At 71.7% G+C, this 16,349-nt stretch carries 19 protein-coding genes; 11 read left to right on the forward strand and 8 right to left on the reverse strand.

Translation table 11 applies throughout. From position 1 onward, the window contains the following. Nucleotides 1-74: 74 nt before the first annotated feature. On the reverse strand, nt 75-782 hold the full coding sequence (gene trmB / locus ACGF3C_RS12625) for a tRNA (guanosine(46)-N7)-methyltransferase TrmB (protein ID WP_393221502.1): 708 nt from the start codon (nt 780-782) through the stop codon (nt 75-77). Nucleotides 783-912: 130 nt separating this feature from the next. On the opposite strand from trmB, the gene ACGF3C_RS12630 reads away from it, so the two are divergent. Beyond that, nucleotides 913-1,500, forward strand: a complete 588-nt coding sequence (locus ACGF3C_RS12630; protein ID WP_357231858.1) for a hypothetical protein — start codon at nt 913-915, stop codon at nt 1,498-1,500. A gap of 235 nt (nt 1,501-1,735) precedes the next feature. Further along, nucleotides 1,736-2,401, forward strand: a complete 666-nt coding sequence (locus ACGF3C_RS12635; RefSeq protein WP_393221504.1) for a class F sortase — start codon at nt 1,736-1,738, stop codon at nt 2,399-2,401. An 88-nt stretch (nt 2,402-2,489) separates the two neighbouring features. On the opposite strand, the gene ACGF3C_RS12640 is transcribed toward ACGF3C_RS12635, so the two are convergent. Then, nucleotides 2,490-3,365 carry an alpha/beta hydrolase gene (locus tag ACGF3C_RS12640; protein WP_357233835.1) on the reverse strand — a complete coding sequence of 292 codons (876 nt, stop codon included), beginning with the start codon at nt 3,363-3,365 and terminating at the stop codon, nt 2,490-2,492. A gap of 222 nt (nt 3,366-3,587) precedes the next feature. Here ACGF3C_RS12640 and ACGF3C_RS12645 point away from each other — a divergent pair, with 222 nt between their 5' ends. Further along, nucleotides 3,588-4,556, forward strand: a complete 969-nt coding sequence (locus tag ACGF3C_RS12645) for a zinc-binding dehydrogenase (RefSeq protein ID WP_393221507.1) — start codon at nt 3,588-3,590, stop codon at nt 4,554-4,556. Between the two features lie 14 nt (nt 4,557-4,570). Here the strand turns inward: ACGF3C_RS12645 and ACGF3C_RS12650 are convergent, their stop codons facing one another. Genes ACGF3C_RS12650 through ACGF3C_RS12660 form a run of 3 tightly spaced genes read right to left on the reverse strand, consistent with a single transcriptional unit; the run spans nt 4,571 to nt 6,663 of the window. Next, nucleotides 4,571-4,888 (reverse strand): antibiotic biosynthesis monooxygenase, encoded by a 318-nt coding sequence (locus ACGF3C_RS12650; protein WP_210781367.1) that lies wholly within the window; start codon nt 4,886-4,888, stop codon nt 4,571-4,573. A gap of 19 nt (nt 4,889-4,907) precedes the next feature. Next, entirely contained in the window at nt 4,908-5,705 is a 798-nt protein-coding gene (locus ACGF3C_RS12655) for an exodeoxyribonuclease III (protein WP_393221511.1), read from the reverse strand. Between the two features lie 37 nt (nt 5,706-5,742). Further along, the gene (locus ACGF3C_RS12660) at nt 5,743-6,663 is read right to left on the reverse strand and encodes a PAC2 family protein (protein ID WP_355007182.1); all 921 of its coding nucleotides are present in this window, start codon (nt 6,661-6,663) and stop codon (nt 5,743-5,745) included. A gap of 420 nt (nt 6,664-7,083) precedes the next feature. On the opposite strand from ACGF3C_RS12660, the gene ACGF3C_RS12665 reads away from it, so the two are divergent. From ACGF3C_RS12665 to ACGF3C_RS12675, 3 genes are all read left to right on the forward strand, one after another. After that, on the forward strand, nt 7,084-7,944 hold the full coding sequence (locus ACGF3C_RS12665) for a peptidase M23 (RefSeq protein WP_393221514.1): 861 nt from the start codon (nt 7,084-7,086) through the stop codon (nt 7,942-7,944). 106 nt (nt 7,945-8,050) lie between these two features. After that, a complete protein-coding gene (locus ACGF3C_RS12670; protein WP_167457721.1) occupies nt 8,051-8,197 on the forward strand; it encodes a hypothetical protein in 147 nt (48 codons plus the stop codon). Between the two features lie 49 nt (nt 8,198-8,246). Next, on the forward strand, nt 8,247-9,002 hold the full coding sequence (locus ACGF3C_RS12675) for an EcsC family protein (RefSeq protein ID WP_393221517.1): 756 nt from the start codon (nt 8,247-8,249) through the stop codon (nt 9,000-9,002). A gap of 16 nt (nt 9,003-9,018) precedes the next feature. Here ACGF3C_RS12675 and ACGF3C_RS12680 read toward each other — a convergent pair whose 3' ends face one another. After that, nucleotides 9,019-9,870 carry a GDSL-type esterase/lipase family protein gene (locus ACGF3C_RS12680; protein ID WP_393221520.1) on the reverse strand — a complete coding sequence of 284 codons (852 nt, stop codon included), beginning with the start codon at nt 9,868-9,870 and terminating at the stop codon, nt 9,019-9,021. 120 nt (nt 9,871-9,990) lie between these two features. Further along, nucleotides 9,991-10,590 (reverse strand): antibiotic biosynthesis monooxygenase, encoded by a 600-nt coding sequence (locus ACGF3C_RS12685; protein WP_357230715.1) that lies wholly within the window; start codon nt 10,588-10,590, stop codon nt 9,991-9,993. A 123-nt stretch (nt 10,591-10,713) separates the two neighbouring features. Here ACGF3C_RS12685 and ACGF3C_RS12690 point away from each other — a divergent pair, with 123 nt between their 5' ends. The 5 genes from ACGF3C_RS12690 to ACGF3C_RS12710 are packed head-to-tail and all read left to right on the forward strand — an operon-like array spanning nt 10,714 to nt 15,279. Next, nucleotides 10,714-10,977, forward strand: coding sequence for a DUF6343 family protein (locus tag ACGF3C_RS12690; protein WP_393221524.1), 264 nt, complete (start codon nt 10,714-10,716; stop codon nt 10,975-10,977). A 14-nt stretch (nt 10,978-10,991) separates the two neighbouring features. Then, nucleotides 10,992-12,407 (forward strand): NADP-dependent succinic semialdehyde dehydrogenase, encoded by a 1,416-nt coding sequence (locus ACGF3C_RS12695; protein WP_357230711.1) that lies wholly within the window; start codon nt 10,992-10,994, stop codon nt 12,405-12,407. Nucleotides 12,408-12,449: 42 nt separating this feature from the next. After that, entirely contained in the window at nt 12,450-13,415 is a 966-nt protein-coding gene (locus tag ACGF3C_RS12700) for a TIGR03885 family FMN-dependent LLM class oxidoreductase (protein ID WP_357230708.1), read from the forward strand. Nucleotides 13,416-13,453: 38 nt separating this feature from the next. Then, nucleotides 13,454-15,025, forward strand: coding sequence for a Na+/H+ antiporter (locus ACGF3C_RS12705; RefSeq protein WP_393221529.1), 1,572 nt, complete (start codon nt 13,454-13,456; stop codon nt 15,023-15,025). Beyond that, nucleotides 15,022-15,279 (forward strand): UBP-type zinc finger domain-containing protein, encoded by a 258-nt coding sequence (locus ACGF3C_RS12710; RefSeq protein ID WP_091401591.1) that lies wholly within the window; start codon nt 15,022-15,024, stop codon nt 15,277-15,279. Before ACGF3C_RS12705 ends, ACGF3C_RS12710 begins: the two co-directional genes overlap by 4 nt. A 58-nt stretch (nt 15,280-15,337) precedes the next feature. Here the strand turns inward: ACGF3C_RS12710 and ACGF3C_RS12715 are convergent, their stop codons facing one another. Then, complete coding sequence (locus ACGF3C_RS12715; RefSeq protein WP_393221531.1) at nt 15,338-16,312, reverse strand: hypothetical protein; 975 nt, start codon at nt 16,310-16,312, stop codon at nt 15,338-15,340. Nucleotides 16,313-16,349: the final 37 nt, after the last annotated feature.

Here is a 16,349-nt window from a genome sequence, read left to right on the forward strand (position 1 = left end):
AACCCGGTCCGCACCGGACCCCCGTCCGGGCATCCCGAACGTCCTGCCGCGTGCCGGTTCGGGCGTTTCGTCGGTCACCGTCGGCGGTACAACAGGTCGGCGACCGGCCGACCGGCAGTGATCGCCCGACGTTCGAACTTCGTCACCGGTCGGTGCGCCGGCCGTGGCGCGAAGCCGCCGTACGCGTCGACCAGCTCCGGGTCCGCGTCGAGGGTCACCCGCATCGCCTCGGCGTACTCGGCCCAGTCCGTCGCGCAGTGCAGCATCCCGCCGGGGCGCAGCCGGGACCGCAGCAGCGCCACGTGCGTCGGCTGGATGATCCGCCGCTTGTGGTGGCGGGACTTCGGCCACGGGTCCGGGAAGAAGACGTGCACGGCATCCAACACACCCTCGGGCAAGCCGTTGACCAGGGACAACGCGTCGCCCTCCGCCACCCGTACGTTGCGCAGGCCACCGCGCTCCACCAGGTGCAGCAGGTTGGCGATTCCCGGCGTGTGCACCTCGACCGCCAGATAATCTCGATCCGGGTCGGCGGCAGCCATCGCAGCGGTGGTGTCGCCCATGCCCGAGCCGATCTCCAGCACCACGGGCGCCCGGCGACCGAACAGGTCGGCCAGGTCGACGGGCAGCACAGGCCCGTCCGGCACATCCAGGCCGTACGCGGGCCAGAGCCGGCTCAGCGCGTCGGTCTGCCGGTCGCTCATCCGACCCCGGCGGGGGTGGAACGTGCGGATCGTCCGGCTCGCGGGCAGGACGGCGGGGTCATGGTCGGTGGCGGTCACAGCAAAACGAGCGTACGCGACGCCGCCAGCGGATCGGATGTGATGTGCGACCGGAAATGAGAGGATCCAACTGGTACGGCAGGTCGGCTGCTCCGCTGCCCGACACGGCCGTACGGCGTCGAGAGGGGGCATCGTGACAGTGACCCGCGGCGTTGTGACGCTGTCGCTGGTGACCGTGCTGGCCGGCCCCCTGCTCGCCGCCGCGCCCGCCCTCGCCGCGCCTGAGCGGGCGGCTGCCGTCGCGCCAGCGCCGCAGCCCGGAGGGCCGCCCGGCGGAGCTCCCCAACCAACTCCGGCGGTGGACATCTTCGTCGAGGTGAGCCCCAGCACGGTGCAGCCCGGATACCTGGTCGGCATCCGGGCCAGTTGTCGGGACAACTCGGTGGGCGCCACGGTGGTCTCCGATGCCTTCGGGGCGGTCGGGGTGCAGCCGCAGCGTGGGGTGCTCACCGCCGCGCCGATGGTCCGCGAGCGCACCCGCCCCGGCAACTACCGGGTCAAGCTGGAGTGCCGCGACGGCGAGACCGCCTCGACAATGCTCCAGGTGGTCAAGAAGGTCCCCGTCCAGCCGAGTCGGGGTCCGGCGACCGGGTTCGGTGGGAGCAGCGGCGGGATCACCGGCAAGCTGCTGCTGCCCGGCGGCGCGGCACTGATCATCACCGGGCTGGTCCTCGCCGTGATGGCGCTGCGTCGTCCCCGAGCCGCCGTGCGTCGCTGAGGCTGCCATGACGATCTTCCGCCCCACGCCGCCACCGGCCGGTTCACGCCCGCCGTCGCCTGGTCGTCCTGCCTCGCCGCCGGCCGCTGCCCGCCAGCCGTTCGCCGGCCGCCCCGCCTCGCCACCCGATGACGTCCGGCTGCCGTTGGACGACGGTTGGCCGGGCTCCGACCGCCCGCCAGGTCCCGAGCGCTCGTCGCGGCCTCAGCGCCCGCCAGACCCCGACCGCCCGTCGGTGGCCGCGCGTCCGCCGACCGCCGTCGCCCCCCGGCGTAGTCGGCCGTCGGGGCGCAGCCCCTGGTCCATACCGTTGGCTGTGGTGTTGGTGTTGGCCGGCGTCTTCGCCACCGGGGCGGGGCTGGGCCGTTCGGTCGGCCCGTTCGACCTGGCCCCGACCGGCGGTGACCAACCGGCCCGCCGTGAGTCGGTCGGGCTGTCGGCCAGTCGCCCGGTGCGCCTCTCGGTGCCGGCGATCAAGGTGACCGCGCCGGTGGCGCCCGTCGGGCAGGCACGGGACGGCTCGATCGCCGTACCGCCGTTGGAACGGCACAACGAGACCGGCTGGTACGACCGGGGGCCCACGCCCGGTGAGCCGGGCCCTGCGGTGATCGTCGGGCACGTGGACACGAAGAGCGGCCCGTCGGTCTTCTACGACCTGGGCAAGCTCAAGCCAGGCGACCTGGTCGAGGTCGCCCGCGCGGACCGGTCGACGGTGATCTTCAAGGTCGACACCGTGGAGCACTTCCCGAAGGACCAGTTGCCCGCCGAGCGCATCTACGGCCACGACGGCCCCGCCGGGCTGCGGTTGATCACCTGCGGCGGCCAGTTCATCGGTGGACGCACCGGCTACGCCGACAACGTGATCGCCTTTGCCACCCTCCAGTCCTCCCGCAAGCCCTGAGACGCCCCGGCCAGGCCGGCCAGGGCCGCACGCCCGTGGGCCCCGCTGGTGGATCAAGCGGCGGCGGCGCCCACAGATCAGGCTGGCGTCAGTTCAGGAAGGCCAGCAGCTGGCGGGTGGTCTCGTCGGGGGCTTCCTCCGGGATGAAGTGCCCGACTCCGACCGGCTCGCCGCGTACGTCGTCGGCCCACTCCCGCCAGATCGCGAGCGGGTCGTCGTAGAGCTTCGCGACCTGGCCCTGGCGGCTCCAGAGGAACAGCACCGGGCAGGTGATCTTCCGGTTTCCCCGGTCCGCCTCGTCGTGCTGGTAGTCGAGCGTCGCGGCGGCGCGGAACTCCTCGCAGATCGCGTGCACCGTCGCGGAGTCGCTGAACTGCTTGACGTACGCCGCCCGCACCTCGGGCGGGAAGGCGTCCTTCACGTCGGGCCAGGTGTCGAGCATGAAGTCGACGAGCACCGTGGGCGCCGCGTCGATGAACCGCTCGGGCACCGGCGCCGGTGCGGCCAGGAAGGACCAGACCCAGTAGGAGAGGCTGAACGTCCGGTCGGCGCGGTCGTAGACGTCCCCGATGGGCACCACGTCCATGACGGCCAGTCGGGTGACGACGTCCGGTTCGTCAAGCGCGAGCCGGTACGCGCAGCGGGCCCCCCGATCGTGACCGACGAGCCGGAACCGCTCGTGACCCAGGCTCCGCATCACCTCGACCTGGTCGCGGGCAATCGAGCGCATGCTGTACGGCTCGTGATCCGCTGTGCTCGGCGGTTTGCCACTGTCGCCCCAGCCCCGCAGGTCGGTGACGACGACTGTGTACTTCTCGGCGAGCCGTGGCGCGACCTGGTGCCACATGAGGTGCGTCTCGGGAATGCCGTGCAGCAGCAGAACGGGCGGCCCGCTTCCGCCTCGGCGCCCGTGGATCCTCGCGCCGGGTGTGTCGATGTCGAACTCTTCGAAACCGTCGAACATGACCAGGGCTCCCCGCTACTTGGGATGCGCCCTGAACGAACGGCGTGGAATGGCTGGCAGGGCGACTGGTGGTCGACTACCGCTCGGTCTGCCTCGACGCTATCAACGGTGACAGCCGGTCCGGCGCGACTTGACTTCAACCAGCATTCAGGTCCTAGCGTCGCTGACACGAGGTATGGAAGCGGATCCGAAGCACGGGACCGCGGCTGATCGGAGACAAGCGTGCGGGCGATCCAGGTTTCTGAGTACGGGGGTCCAGAGGTCCTGAACCTGGTGGACCTGCCCGATCCGCAGGCCGAGGAGGGGGAGGTCATCGTTCGGGCCGCGGCCGTGGACACGATCTACCTTGAGACTCAGATCCGCGGTGGCTGGGGTGAGATGTTCGGTGTCACCCCGCCATACGTGCCGGGCGGCGCAGCGGCGGGAACGGTGGTCTCCACCGGTCCAGGCGTCTCTGCGTCCTGGCTTGGCCGCCAGGTCGTTGCGGGTGCCGGGACGCGGGGTTCATACGCTGAACTGGTTCGGGCGAGCGTCGACCGGCTGGTGCCGGTCCCCGACGGACTGAGCCTGCGGGAAGCGGCTGCTCTCGCACACGACGGCGTGACCGCCATGGGCATCATCGACGGTGTCGGCGTCAAGCCGGGCGACCGGGTTCTGATCCTGGGGGCCGCGGGCGGCATGGGAACGCTGCTCGTCCAGCTCGCACACCGTCTCGGTGCGCAGGTCGTGGGAGCGGCCCGTGGCGCGGACAAGCTCACACTGGTACGACGGCTCGGCGCCGACGCTGTCGTCGACTACGCGGGTGACGGATGGACCGACGCGGTACGCGAAGCCCTTGGCGGTCTGTCTGTCGATGTGCTGCTGGACGGTGTCGGGGGAAAACTCGGCAGCGACGCCTTTCATCTGGTGGCCGACGGCGGGCGGGTCTCGGCCCATGGGGCGGCGAGTGGCGAGTTCGCCACGATGGATCTGTCGAGTTCGCAGGCGCGCGGCATCGATCTGTACGGCATTGCTGACGTTCAGTTCAAGGCGCCGGAGATGGTGCGGCTCGCGGGCAGGGCCCTGACCGAGGCGGTGGAGGGGCGGATACGCCCGGTGATCGCACGCGAGTACCCACTGTCTGCCGCGGCTGAGGCTCACCGCGCGATGGAGGCGCGCTCGATCCCGGGCAAGGCCCTCCTCATTCCGTGAGACGTGGCCGTCGCTCAGGGCTGGGGGACGTGCAGCGCCACCTCGAACTCCAGCAGGCTGGCACCGGTGGAGACCGGGGGACGGGGCTTGTCGCCGGGGGCGGCGGCGTGGGCGGCGCGCGACGGGCCGGCGGCCCACGCCTGGAACGCTTCTTCGCTCTCCCACTTCGTGTAGACGAAGTAGCGGGTCTCGCCGGCCACCGGGCGGAGGAGTTCGAAGCCGAGGAAACCGGGGGAGTTCTCCACAGTGCCGGCCCGGGCGGCGAACCGCTTCTCCAACTCCGCGCCGCCACCGGGCGGGACGTCGATTGCGTTGATCTTCACGACTGCCATCTGCCCACCCTAGCCAAGCTCAGAACGTCTCGATCGCGGGCACCAGATCAGCGTCGACCACGATCGGGGCGTGGTCGGAGGGGCCCTTGCCCTTGCGGGCCTCCCGGTCCACGTACGCGGAGCGGACCGCTCGGGCGAACGGCGCGGACGCGTACACCAGGTCGATTCTCATGCCCTTGTTCTGGTGGAACATGCCGGCCCGGTAGTCCCAGTAGGTGTAGGGGTGCGGGCCCTTCATCGGGGTGGGCACGACGTCGCTGAGGCCCAGGTCGCGCAGCGCCGCGAGGGCTGCCCGCTCGGCCGGGGTGACGTGCGTGGAGTGGGTGAAGACCGCCGGGTCCCAGACGTCGGCGTCGGTCGGGGCGACGTTGAAGTCGCCGCAGACCGCCAGCGGCAGGCCGCCGGCCAGCTCCGCGTCCAGCGCGTCGCGTAGCGCCGCGAACCAGGCCAACTTGTACGCGTAGTGCGGGTCTTCCGGCGTCCGGCCGTTGGGCACGTACACCGACCAGACCCGCACCCCGTCGCAGGTGGCCGAGATGGCCCGGGCCTCGGGCTCGGGGAAGCCGGGCTCGTCGGCGAACCCGACCCGGACGTCGTCCAGCCCGACCCGGGACAGGATGGCCACCCCGTTCCACCGGCCGTCGCTGTGGCTGGCCACGGTGTAGCCCAGCGCGCCGACCTCGGCGACCGGGAAGGCGCCGTCGGGGCACTTCGTCTCCTGAAGGCAGACGACGTCCGGCCCGCTGTCGGCCAGCCACTCCAGCAGCCGGGGTAGGCGGGCCTTCACCGAGTTGACGTTCCAGGTCGCCAGGCGCATGCCCCCAGCCTGCCGCATTCGCCGCCGCGACGCCGGGTCAGCCGGCCGGGGTGTCGCCGGGACGGGTCTGTTCGGCCAGGAACCGCTCCAGTTCGGCGCCGAGTTCGTCAGCGGTGGGCAGTGGGCCAGCATCAGGGGCGAGCAGGCTCTTCTCGCCCCGACCTCGGGCGAACGCGTCGTACTGCTCCTCCAGAGCCTGGACCAGGGCCGCGGCGTCCTCGGTCTGCGCCACCTGCCTGTCGATCTCCACCCGGACCACCTCGGCGGCCGAGCGCAGCCCGTCGCCGGGCAGCAGCAGCCCGGTGCTGCGCGACACGGAGGTGAGCAGCACCTCGGCGGCTGCCGGGTATTCGGTCTGCGCCACGTAGTGCGGCACGTGGGCGGCGAAGCCCAGCGCGTCGCGGCCCTGTTCGCCGAGGCGGAACTCCAGCAGGTGACCGACGCTGCCGGGCACCTGGACGCGTTGCAACCACGGCTCGTAGCCGGCGATCAGCTCGGGGCGGGTGGCGTGCGCTGTCACCCCGGTCGGCCGGGTGTGCGGGACCGCCATCGGGATCGAGTTGAGCCCCACTGTGAGCCGGACGTCCAGCCGGGCGGCGAGCCCGGCCACGGCGGCCACGAAACGCTCCCACTGGAGGTCTGGTTCCGGGCCGGTGAGCAGCAGGAACGGGGTCTCGTCGTCGTCCTGCAGCAGGTGCAGCTCCAGCTTGGGCGCGTCGACGCTCTCCCAGTGGTCCTCGACGAAGGTCATCACCGGTCGTCGCGACCGGTAGTCGAAGAGCTGATCGACGTCGAACGTGGCGATCGGCCGACCCTCCAGCGAGGTGAGCAGCTGCTCACGCGCCAGTCGGCTGGCGTTTCCGGCGTCCACGAACCCGGTGAGGGCCTGGATGAGGACCGGCTGCCCGAGGTCGGGCAGATCGTCGGTGAGCTGGTAGAGCTCGTGTGGGTCGAGCACCGGTGCGGACCTCCCTGAAATGTGCTTGCGGAGTGCCGTCGCGATGGAGGGCACCCGTTCGGGCAACGTACCCGCCATCCTGGCGCATTCCTTCGTCGGGCGATCCGTTGGCCGGGTGGTGGGCGTGACCGGACCAATCGTCTGTTTACGCCACCGGGCCGAGCCTCGTGGCCGATCGGCCGAGGGGCGGTTCGGCCCAAAGGCCGAGTTTGTCGATCATGTCGGGCTCAGGGGTGGAATGTTCGCTCCCGTCCTGGCCCGTGCCGGTCCGCGTGCGGCGCCAGCTTCATCCGGTACGCGAGGTCCGTTCCCCGGGCGGGTCACCCCGCCCGCGTCGTCCACCAGTACGGCTCCGATCTGTGTCGAGCGCCACGTGATCACCGTGCGTGATCGGGGTTTCCACCTGCCTAGCCTCGGTTGATGCGTGACGACGGCACCCTCGACGACCCGTACGCCCCGAGCAGCCCCACTGCCGATACGGAGGATGGCACCTCAGCCGAACGGACAACCGCCGCGACCCGGCTCCGGGCGTACGCCCGGGACCTGACCGGTCGACGCCGGGCACAGCTGGCGCTGGCCACCGGTGTGGTGTGCTGCCTCGGTCTGACCGCCGTCGTCCAGGTTCGTAACGAGGACGCCGACGCGGCGACCCGGAGTGGATCGCTCTCCAGCTCCGAGCTGGCGCAGCGCGCCGAGCAGCAGCGCGCCTCCCGTTCCCTCGACCGCACGGTCGCCCCGAGCGCCTCCGCCGCCGCCCAGTCCGCCGCGGCGAGCCCCGCCGATCCGGACACCAGCGCGCCGGCCCGCAAGGTCGCCCCGGCTCGCCCGACCGACCCGGCGCCCGTCGCCGGGCTGGACGAGGACCAGATGGAGAACGCCGAGGCGATCGTCAGTACCGGCCGCAAGATGGGGGTGCCGCGCCGGGGTCTGGTGATCGCGGTGGCCACCGCCATGCAGGAGAGCAACCTCTACAACGTGGCCAGTGGCGTGCTGCCCGAGTCGCAGGACTATCCGCACCAGGGCGTCGGCTGGGACCACGACTCGGTCGGGTTGTTCCAGCAGCGTTCCAGCAGCGGCTGGGGCCCGGTGGGGCGGCTGATGGACCCCGAGTTCGCCACCCGGCAGTTCCTCAGCGCGCTGGAGCAGGTGCCCGGCTGGCAGCGGATGCGGCTCACCGACGCCGCCCAGGCGGTGCAGGTCTCCGCGTACCCCGAGCACTATCAGCAGCACGAGTGGCGGGCCACCCGGGTCGTTGACGCCATCGTGCCGGCGGGGCGGTAACCTACCGCCCACTATGGACGGTCAGGGTTGAGGCTGTCGGATCCCGGGTACATGTGTTGCAGGTTCGGGGTACACATGACTACGGGACCATCGACAGGAGGACGCCATGTCACTGATGCAGCGGATCACCACGTTCCTGAGATCGCCGAAGGGGCAGCAGTTGGTGGAGCGAGGTCGTCGGGAGATGGCCAAGCCGGGCAACCAGCAGAAGCTGAAGGGGTTGGCGGCCCGGCTGTCCAACCGCCGCCGCTGACCGTTCCATCGGCCGCCCTGTCCACCGTTTCCACCCCTGGGGAGACCTGGTGACCGACACCCCGCCCGTCGGCGGTCAGCCCGCCGTCCCTACTCCGCAGCCGTCCGTCGACCTGCCGGCCGGGCCGGTGGACGCCCCCGAGGGTCCGCCGGCCCGGCTCTGGGACCGGATGCGTGACGACCCGCAGTACGCGCCGGAGCACCTTGCCCTGGAGGCGGTGCGGCGCCTGGGGCCGGAAGCCGCGCAGTGGGCAGCCCGGGCCCGTGCCGAGCAGCCCGGCGTTTCCGCCGACGCCCTGGCCGACCAGGCGGCCCGCAAGTTCGTCAACCTGGCCCGACTGTCCGGCGCGGTCTCCGGCGCGGCCGGGCTCCCCGGCGCGGTGATCGACGTGGGCGTGCTGGCCTGGACCCAGGCGCGGATGGCCCTGCACATCGCCGCCGCGTACGGCGTCGACCCCCTGCACAGCGACCGGGCCACCGACCTGTTGGTGCTCCAGCGGGTGCACAAGGTCGCCGAGAGCGCCAGGCTGGCGCTCGGCGTGGCCGCCGGGCGGGAACGCGCCGACGCGCTCTTCGGCCTGGGCGGCCAGCGTCCGCTGGGTCGGGTCATGTTGCAACTCGGCGTCCGGCTGGCCCAGATGGCCGGCGTCCGGGCCGCGAAACGGATGGTCGCCAAGATCGTGCCCGGTGCGGCAATCGTGCTCGGCACCTGGGCCAATTCGTCGGCCACAAAGGATCTCGCCCAGCGGTCCCGGGCGCTCTACGGCTCCCGCGGCAACGGCGTCCCGGAGCCGCGCCAACCCTGACGGCCCGTCCGGGCCGTCAGCTGGCCAGGCCGGAGGAGCGCCAGGTCACCTCGGCGATGCGGCCCTGGCCGGTGGCGTTGGGGTGGAACCAGTCCAGCGGGTTGAGCAGGTCCAGGGTGAACCGGACCTTGTGCAACGCGCCGCCGTCGTGCCGGCACCGTGATCCGTACGCCCGGCAGGCCGCCTTCAACTCGGCGTTGTAGGCGTCGATCCGCTCCCGGACGGCGGCCCGGCGCGCCCGGTCGGCGGGTGCGGTCGAGGTCGCCTCGGCGAGCAGGGCCGGGCAGATGCCCCGCCGCCACGCGCGGATGGCCCGTTCGTCGTCGTGCCCGACCTCCCAGAGCCGGTACAGGTCGGGGATGCTCACCACCAGCACCCGGGCCTTGGGCCGGCCGGTCCGCAGGACCTGCAGCCCTTTGTCGACGTCGGCCCGGAACTGCGCCACCGGTGTCATCGCGTCCACCCCACCCCGACAGACGTCGTTGGCGCCGATCAGCACTGTGACGTAGTCGGCGCGGTCGCGTACCGCTGCCTGGGCCTGACCGACGAGGGCGTCCGCGCGGGCGCCGGGACGGGCATGGTTGTACGTCCGGTCGCGGATCGCCGAATTCTGTTCGAGCAGCCGCCGGTAGTGGCTCTGCACCCGCAGCCCGTCCCCGGTCGACCAGGAGTTGCGCTCGCAGGAGGTGAGCACCAGGCAGGAGGCGAAGCCGGTGCTGATCGAGTCGCCGAGAGCGGCGATGCCGCCGGGCCCGGTCGACGGCCTGCCGCTCGTGGTGGGGCGGGGCTCCGCGGAATTGCCGCCCTCGCAGGCCAGTGCGACCAGCGCCGCGAGACAGGCCAGTGCGGCGACCCAGCGTCGAGGCATGACGTCTCCCGTTCCCGCAGCACAGAGCGACAGCGCGGTAACTCTATGCGCAGGATGCGGTTGACCGGGAAGTTGCTGTCGGGTATGCGGCAGAGTGCCGACGCGGAAGCCGTAGGGGTGCTATGCGTCCCGCCACGGTGCCCGTTGACCGTGCAGCCACCAGTGCAACGCCCGGGTGATCCGAGGCAGCACCAGATAGGTCATCAGCGGGGTCAGGCAGAGCGTCATCAGCAGCACCCGGGCCGCCAGCGGCACCGCGTCGAGGAAGCGGCTCGTCAGCAGGGTGGCGGTCAGGCTCAGGGGAAAGAACGCCAGCCAGATGGTCACCGCCTGCTTCCAGCGGGGCGGCGACGGGGGCGGGGGCGGGGCCAACTCCACCGGGTCCACCGAGTGCTCCAGCGGCCTGTCGAACCAGCCCTCGATCCCGGTACGCCGCTCCACCCGGGTGTGCTCGACGATGCCCTGCGCCGAGCTGAGCCACCAGTGCCGCTGCGGCGACTCCTCCCACCGGCGCAGCGTCTCGGCGTCGGCGAAGCGGTAGAGCATGTGCCACTCCGGCGAACCGGGCCCGCTCTGCACCCAGCCGGCGCCGAGAAACCCGGGGAACGCCTCGGCCAGCGCCGTGCCGGCCCGCATCCAGGCCACCATCTCGCTGGCCCGGCCGGGATCGACGCGGCGGGCGATGGAGACGGTCACCGGCACGGCGAGGGTCATTGACATACGCCCATCCTGCGGTCGACGAGGGCCGCGGCGCGAACGGATGTGCCGGAGCACACCGGCGGGTGCGGGTGTGCAGGCGCGCGGTACAGGTTAATCCGGCCGATCGGGGGTAGCTCCGTAAGCATGACGAGATCGCAGCCCCGGCGCGCCCGCGGCACGGTCGGCCATGCGAACAGCGCGTTGAACCTTCGGCTCACGCTCGCCAGCTTCGGGTTGGTGATCATGGTGCTCTTCGCGGTGCTGGCGTTCTGGGCCGGCATCGCCTGGCTCGGCGTACTCTGCGCGATCTTCGCCGCGGTCGCCGTGGTCGACCTGGTCGTGATCCAGCGCCGCCGCGCCGCCCGCCGCCGCGAGGAGCCGGGCGTACGACACTCGTTGTTCGAGTGACACAGGAGGACGGAATGCCCCACATCGCCACCACCAACCCCGCCACCGGACAGGTGCTCAAGACCTACGAGGCGATGTCCACCGAGCAACTCGACGACGCCATCGAGCGCACCGACCTCGCGTTCCACCAGCTGCGGGCGACGACAGTCGACCAGCGCGCCCAGTGGATGAACGCCGCAGCCGACCTGCTGGACGCCGAGCGCGACGAGATCGCCCGGATCATGACCACGGAGATGGGCAAGACGTACGTCGCGGCGCAGGCCGAGGTGACCAAGTGCGCCACCGCCGCCCGCTTCTACGCCGACAAGGCCCCCGCGTTCCTCGCCGACGAGCCCGCCGACGCCGACGCCGTGAAGGCCACCCGGGCATTCATCCGCTACCAGCCGATCGGCGTGGTGCTCGCGGTGATGCCGTGGAACTTCCCGCTCTGGCAGGTGATGCGCTTCGCCGCCCCGGCGCTGATGGCCGGCAACACCGGCCTGCTCAAGCACGCCTCGAACGTGCCGCAGACCGCGCTGCTGCTGGAGGACGTGTTCCGGCGAGCAGGCTTTCCCGAGGGAGCCTTCACCACAGTGCTGGTCGACTCGGAGGCCGTCGACCACATCCTCAGCGACCCGCGGGTACGCGCCGCGACGCTCACCGGCAGCGAGCCCGCCGGCCGGTCCATCGCGCAGATCGCCGGACGGGAGCTGAAGAAGACCGTCCTCGAACTCGGCGGCAGCGACCCCTTCGTGGTGATGCCCTCGGCCGACGTGGACCGGGCCGCCGAGGTCGCCACCACCGCCCGCTGCCAGAACAACGGCCAGTCCTGCATCGCCGCGAAGCGGTTCATCGTGCACACCGACGTGTTCGACGCCTTCGCCGAGAAGTTCGCCGCCAACATGGCCGCGCTGCGCGTCGGCGACCCGATGGACCCGAACACCGACGTCGGGCCGCTGGCCAGCGAGCGTGGCCGCGACGAGGTGCACGCCCAGGTCAGCGACGCGGTCGACAACGGGGCGACGGTGCTCTGCGGCGGCGAGCGGCCGAACGGCGACGGCTGGTTCTACCCGCCGACAGTGGTCACCGACCTCACCCCGCAGATGCGGATGTGGTCCGAGGAGGTCTTCGGCCCGGTCGCCGGCCTGTTCCGGGTCTCCTCGTACGAGGAGGCGATCGAGGTCGCCAACGGCACCAGCTTCGGACTCGGCTCGAACGCCTGGACCCGGGACCCGGCCGAGCAGGAGCGCTTCGCCACCGACCTGGACGCCGGCAACGTCTTCATCAACGGGATGACCACCTCGTACCCCGAGTTGCCGTTCGGCGGTGTGAAGAACTCCGGGTACGGGCGGGAGCTGTCGGCGCTGGGCATGCGGGAGTTCTGCAACACCAAGACGGTCTGGGTGGGCGAGGGCGCCGCCTCGGCCGGCGCGGGGGCACACGCGGAATAGGGCACGCATCAGGCGACGCGGACGTGGGTAGGAGGTGTGCCCATGACGTCGTTCGGCTTTCACGCCTCGCATGAGCAGATCGGTCCACGCGCCCTGTTGGAGGCGGTGATGCACGCCGAGCGGGCGGGCTTCGACGCCGCCATGTGCTCCGACCACTTCTCCCCGTGGAGCGCCCGGCAGGGCGAGTCCGGCTTCGCCTGGTCCTGGCTGGGCTCGGCGTTGCAGGCCACCGGCATGCCGTTCGGCGTGGTCAACGCGCCCGGCCAGCGGTACCACCCGGCGATCATCGCGCAGGCCATCGGCACCCTCGGCGCTATGTACCCGGGCCGGTTCTGGGCGGCCCTGGGCACCGGCGAGGCCAGCAACGAGCACATCACCGGTGACCCGTGGCCCCGCAAGGACGTGCGCGCCGCCCGGCTGCGGGAGTGCGTCGACGTGATCCGGGCCCTGCTGGCCGGCGAGGAGGTCAGCCACGACGGCCTGGTCCGGGTGGACCGCGCCAAGCTGTGGACCCGCCCCGAGCAGCCGCCCGCGCTGGTCGGCGCCGCCGTCAGCGTGGCCACCGCGCGCTGGTGCGCCGAATGGGCGGACGGGCTGATCACCGTGAACGCCCCGGTGGAGCACCTGCGCGAGATGATCGACGCGTACCGGGACGCGGGTGGGCGGGGGCCGCTCCACCTCCAGGTGCACGTCTCCTGGGCGCCCGAGCAGGCCCAGGCCGAGGCGCTCGCGTACGACCAGTGGCGCAGCAACGTCTTCGCCCCGCCGGTCTGCTGGGACCTGGAGACCGTCGAACACTTCGACGTGGTCTCCGCCGACGTGCCGGCGCAGCGGGTCGCCGAGGTGGTGAACGTGTCGGCCGACCTGGGTCGGCACGTCGGCTGGCTGGAGGAGTACGCGCAGCTCGGCTTCGACCAGATCGCCCTGCACCACGTCGGGCAGGAGCAGCGCGGCTTCATCGACGCGTTCGGCGCGGAGGTGCTGCCGAAGTTGCGCCCGGGCGGCTGATCGAGGCCGGAACCGGGGTACCCCTAGGCTCGTACCCCATGGAAAGCCTGTTTCCGGTCGTCGTCTTCCTGGCGATCGCCACCCTGGGCGCCGCGTTGGCCCGCCGGCTCGGCCTGCTCGCGCCGATCGTGCTGGTCGTCCTCGGCCTGGCGCTCTCGTTCGTGCCGGGCTTCCCGCAGGTGCACCTCGAGCCGGAGTTAGTGCTGGTCGGCATCCTGCCGCCGCTGCTCTACGTGGCCGCGCTGGAGACCTCGGTGCCGGCGTTCAAGAACAACATCCGGCCGATCCTGCTGCTCGCGGTCGGCCTGGTGTTGTTCACCGCGTTCGTGGTCGGGTTGGTGCTGCACCTGCTGTTGCCGCAGCTGCCGCTCGCGATCTGCCTCGCCCTCGGCGCGGTGGTCGCCCCACCGGACGCCGTGGCCGCCACGGCCGTCGCCCGTCGGGTCGGGCTGCCCCGCCGGGTCGTCACCATTCTGGAGGGCGAGAGCCTGGTCAACGACGCGACAGCCCTCGTGCTGCTGCGGGTCGCGACGATGGCCACCGTCGGCTCGGCCGTCGGCGCCGACAAGATCGCCATCGAGGTGCTGCGGTCCACCGGCGGCGGCATCCTGATCGGGGCGCTCGGGGCACTGGTGTTCGGCTTCCTGCATCGGCGGATCACCGACCCGCTGCTGGACAACGCGCTGTCGTTGATCATCCCGTTCGCTGTGGTGTTCACCGCCGAACACCTGCACGCCTCCGGTGTGGTCGCCGTGGTCGTCACCGGCCTGGTGCTCGGGCACAAGCTGCCCCAGCTGCTGTCGGCGGCGTCCCGGTTGCAGATCGGCGCGTTCTGGCGGCTGGTCCGTTTCCTGCTGGAGGGCCTGGTCTTCCTCCTGGTCGGGCTGCAACTGCGGGAGGTGTTGCACGACCTCGACGAGCCGATCGGCTCGCTCATCCTGATCACCTTCGCGGTGCTCGCCACCGTCTTCCTGACCCGGTTCGTCTGGCTCTTCCCAGCCACGTACCTGGCCCGGTTGGTCCCCCGGGTGCGCCGCCGTGACGCCCGGCCGTCACCGAAGTTCCCGATCATCATCGGCTGGGCCGGCATGCGGGGCGTGGTGACCCTGGCCGCCGCGCTGGCCCTGCCGCTGACCCTGGCCGACGACAAGCCGTACCCCAGGGCGTTGTTGATCTGGCTGGCCTTCGCCGTGATCGTTTTCACCCTGGTCGGCCAGGGTGCCACCCTGCCGCTGGTCGCCCGCCGGTTGAAGCTGCCACCGGACGACGCGGTGCAGGACGCGCTCTCCGCGGCCGCCGTGCAGCAGCAGGCCAGCAAGGCCGCTCAGGACCGCCTCGACGAGTTGGCCGACGGCGCACCGGATGCGGTGGTGGACCGGCTACGCCGAGCGGTGGCGGACCGCACCAACATGGCGTGGGAACGACTCGGCGGCAACGAGCGGGAGACCCCGTCGCAGGCGTACGGTCGGCTGCGGCAGGAGATGATCGACGCCGAGCGGGACGTGTTCCGGGCGGCCCGGGACTCCGGTCGGATTCCTGAGGAAGTGTTGGTGCAGGCCTACCGTGACCTGGACCTGGAAGAGTCGTTGCTGCGAGAGGTTGAGAAGTGAGCTGTCAGCACCTGACCGAGGCCGGTGCCGCCGAGCCGCGTACCCCCGACGAGTGCGCGGACTGCGTCGCCATCGGCGACACCTACTGGGTGCACCTGCGCACCTGCCTGAGCTGCGGGCAGGTCGGCTGCTGTGACTCGTCGCCGAACCAGCACGCGAGCAAGCACTTCGCGTCCACCGGCCACCCGGTGATCCGCTCGGCGCAGCCGGGCGAGGCCTGGCGCTGGTGCTTCGTCGACGAGGAGATCGGCTGATCGTTCGCCGTCGGCCGGGTCGGGCACGGTGGGCGGGGCGGTCGTCGTCAGGCCGGGTTCAGCGGCTGATGACGTCGACGAGACGTTCGGTGGCGAGGCAGGAGACGAGGCAGCGTTCCTTCGCGTCACCGCTCAGCCGGGCGGTCCAGTCGGTGAGGCCACCGTCGCCGATCTCCAGGCTGCCGTTCAGGACGGTGATCCGCAGGGCGCAGCCCGTGTAGTAGCCGCGACCGCGAGACCGCTCCGGTTCGTCCACGAGCGGCACCACACCGGCGTCGACTGCCGGTCGGACCGTGTCGGCCAGCCGCTCCCGGACGATCTCGTTGTCGAACGTGGTGACGTGCAGGTGAGGCGCGGCGGCCGGTGCCAGTTCGGCGAGGACGGTCTGCCAGTAGGTGAGGTGCCGGACCAGCAGCCGGGCCTGCGTGTCGCCCGAGCCGGTGTCCCGGGCGCTGGACACCAGGGCGAAGAGCCGGAAGTGCGCCGACGCTGCGCTGCCGAAATCCTGCGCCCGCAACACCCGGTGGGCGGCGGCCAGGTGCACCTCGCTCTGTCGACGGCGACGTACGGCCGCCTCGATGGCGAGGGCGTTCGTGGGATCGCTCAGCACCTCGCTGGCGCGCATCGTGGTGACGATCCTGTTCTGGCTGACCGGTGCGACAGCCGAGCAGGCGCCGACCGGTACGACCGGCGACAGTTCCACCCCGGCGACGTCGGCGGGCAGCAGTTGCCACATCCGGGCCTCCACCCGCGCGAGCGCGCGCGGGTCGGCGCGGGCCGGGCGGACGAAGCGGTCCTCGCGCCACCGTCGTACCACTTCGGACGGGCGCGCTGTCGCCGCGCGGTCGCGGGCCACGCTCAACAGCAGACTGCGCAGGTCCGCGCCGGAAAGCCCGGACAGTGCGCTGCGGGACCCGGCCGGCATGGCCGCCCACACCCGACACTCCGCGCCGGTCAGATCATCACCGGCCAGATCACCACCAGTCGATCCACCGCCCGCCAGATCATCGTCAACCAGACCGCTGCCATCCATGGCGTCACCATGGCCCACTCGGCGCGTCCGATCCACC

The organism is Micromonospora sp. NPDC047762, from assembly GCF_043204655.1.
Classification (GTDB): domain Bacteria; phylum Actinomycetota; class Actinomycetes; order Mycobacteriales; family Micromonosporaceae; genus Micromonospora.

Excerpts from the sequence above, each read along its gene's own strand:
- ACGF3C_RS12640 (WP_357233835.1), bottom strand. The coding sequence starts at position 3,365 with ATGTTCGACGGTTTCGAAGAGTTCGACATCGACACACCCGGCGCGAGG.
- ACGF3C_RS12650 (WP_210781367.1), bottom strand. The coding sequence starts at position 4,888 with ATGGCAGTCGTGAAGATCAACGCAATCGACGTCCCGCCCGGTGGCGGC.
- ACGF3C_RS12655 (WP_393221511.1), bottom strand. The coding sequence starts at position 5,705 with ATGCGCCTGGCGACCTGGAACGTCAACTCGGTGAAGGCCCGCCTACCC.
- ACGF3C_RS12665 (WP_393221514.1), top strand. The coding sequence starts at position 7,084 with ATGCGTGACGACGGCACCCTCGACGACCCGTACGCCCCGAGCAGCCCC.
- ACGF3C_RS12670 (WP_167457721.1), top strand. The coding sequence starts at position 8,051 with ATGTCACTGATGCAGCGGATCACCACGTTCCTGAGATCGCCGAAGGGG.
- ACGF3C_RS12680 (WP_393221520.1), bottom strand. The coding sequence starts at position 9,870 with ATGCCTCGACGCTGGGTCGCCGCACTGGCCTGTCTCGCGGCGCTGGTC.
- ACGF3C_RS12685 (WP_357230715.1), bottom strand. The coding sequence starts at position 10,590 with ATGTCAATGACCCTCGCCGTGCCGGTGACCGTCTCCATCGCCCGCCGC.
- ACGF3C_RS12690 (WP_393221524.1), top strand. The coding sequence starts at position 10,714 with ATGACGAGATCGCAGCCCCGGCGCGCCCGCGGCACGGTCGGCCATGCG.
- ACGF3C_RS12695 (WP_357230711.1), top strand. The coding sequence starts at position 10,992 with ATGCCCCACATCGCCACCACCAACCCCGCCACCGGACAGGTGCTCAAG.
- ACGF3C_RS12700 (WP_357230708.1), top strand. The coding sequence starts at position 12,450 with ATGACGTCGTTCGGCTTTCACGCCTCGCATGAGCAGATCGGTCCACGC.
- ACGF3C_RS12705 (WP_393221529.1), top strand. The coding sequence starts at position 13,454 with ATGGAAAGCCTGTTTCCGGTCGTCGTCTTCCTGGCGATCGCCACCCTG.
- ACGF3C_RS12715 (WP_393221531.1), bottom strand. The coding sequence starts at position 16,312 with ATGGATGGCAGCGGTCTGGTTGACGATGATCTGGCGGGCGGTGGATCG.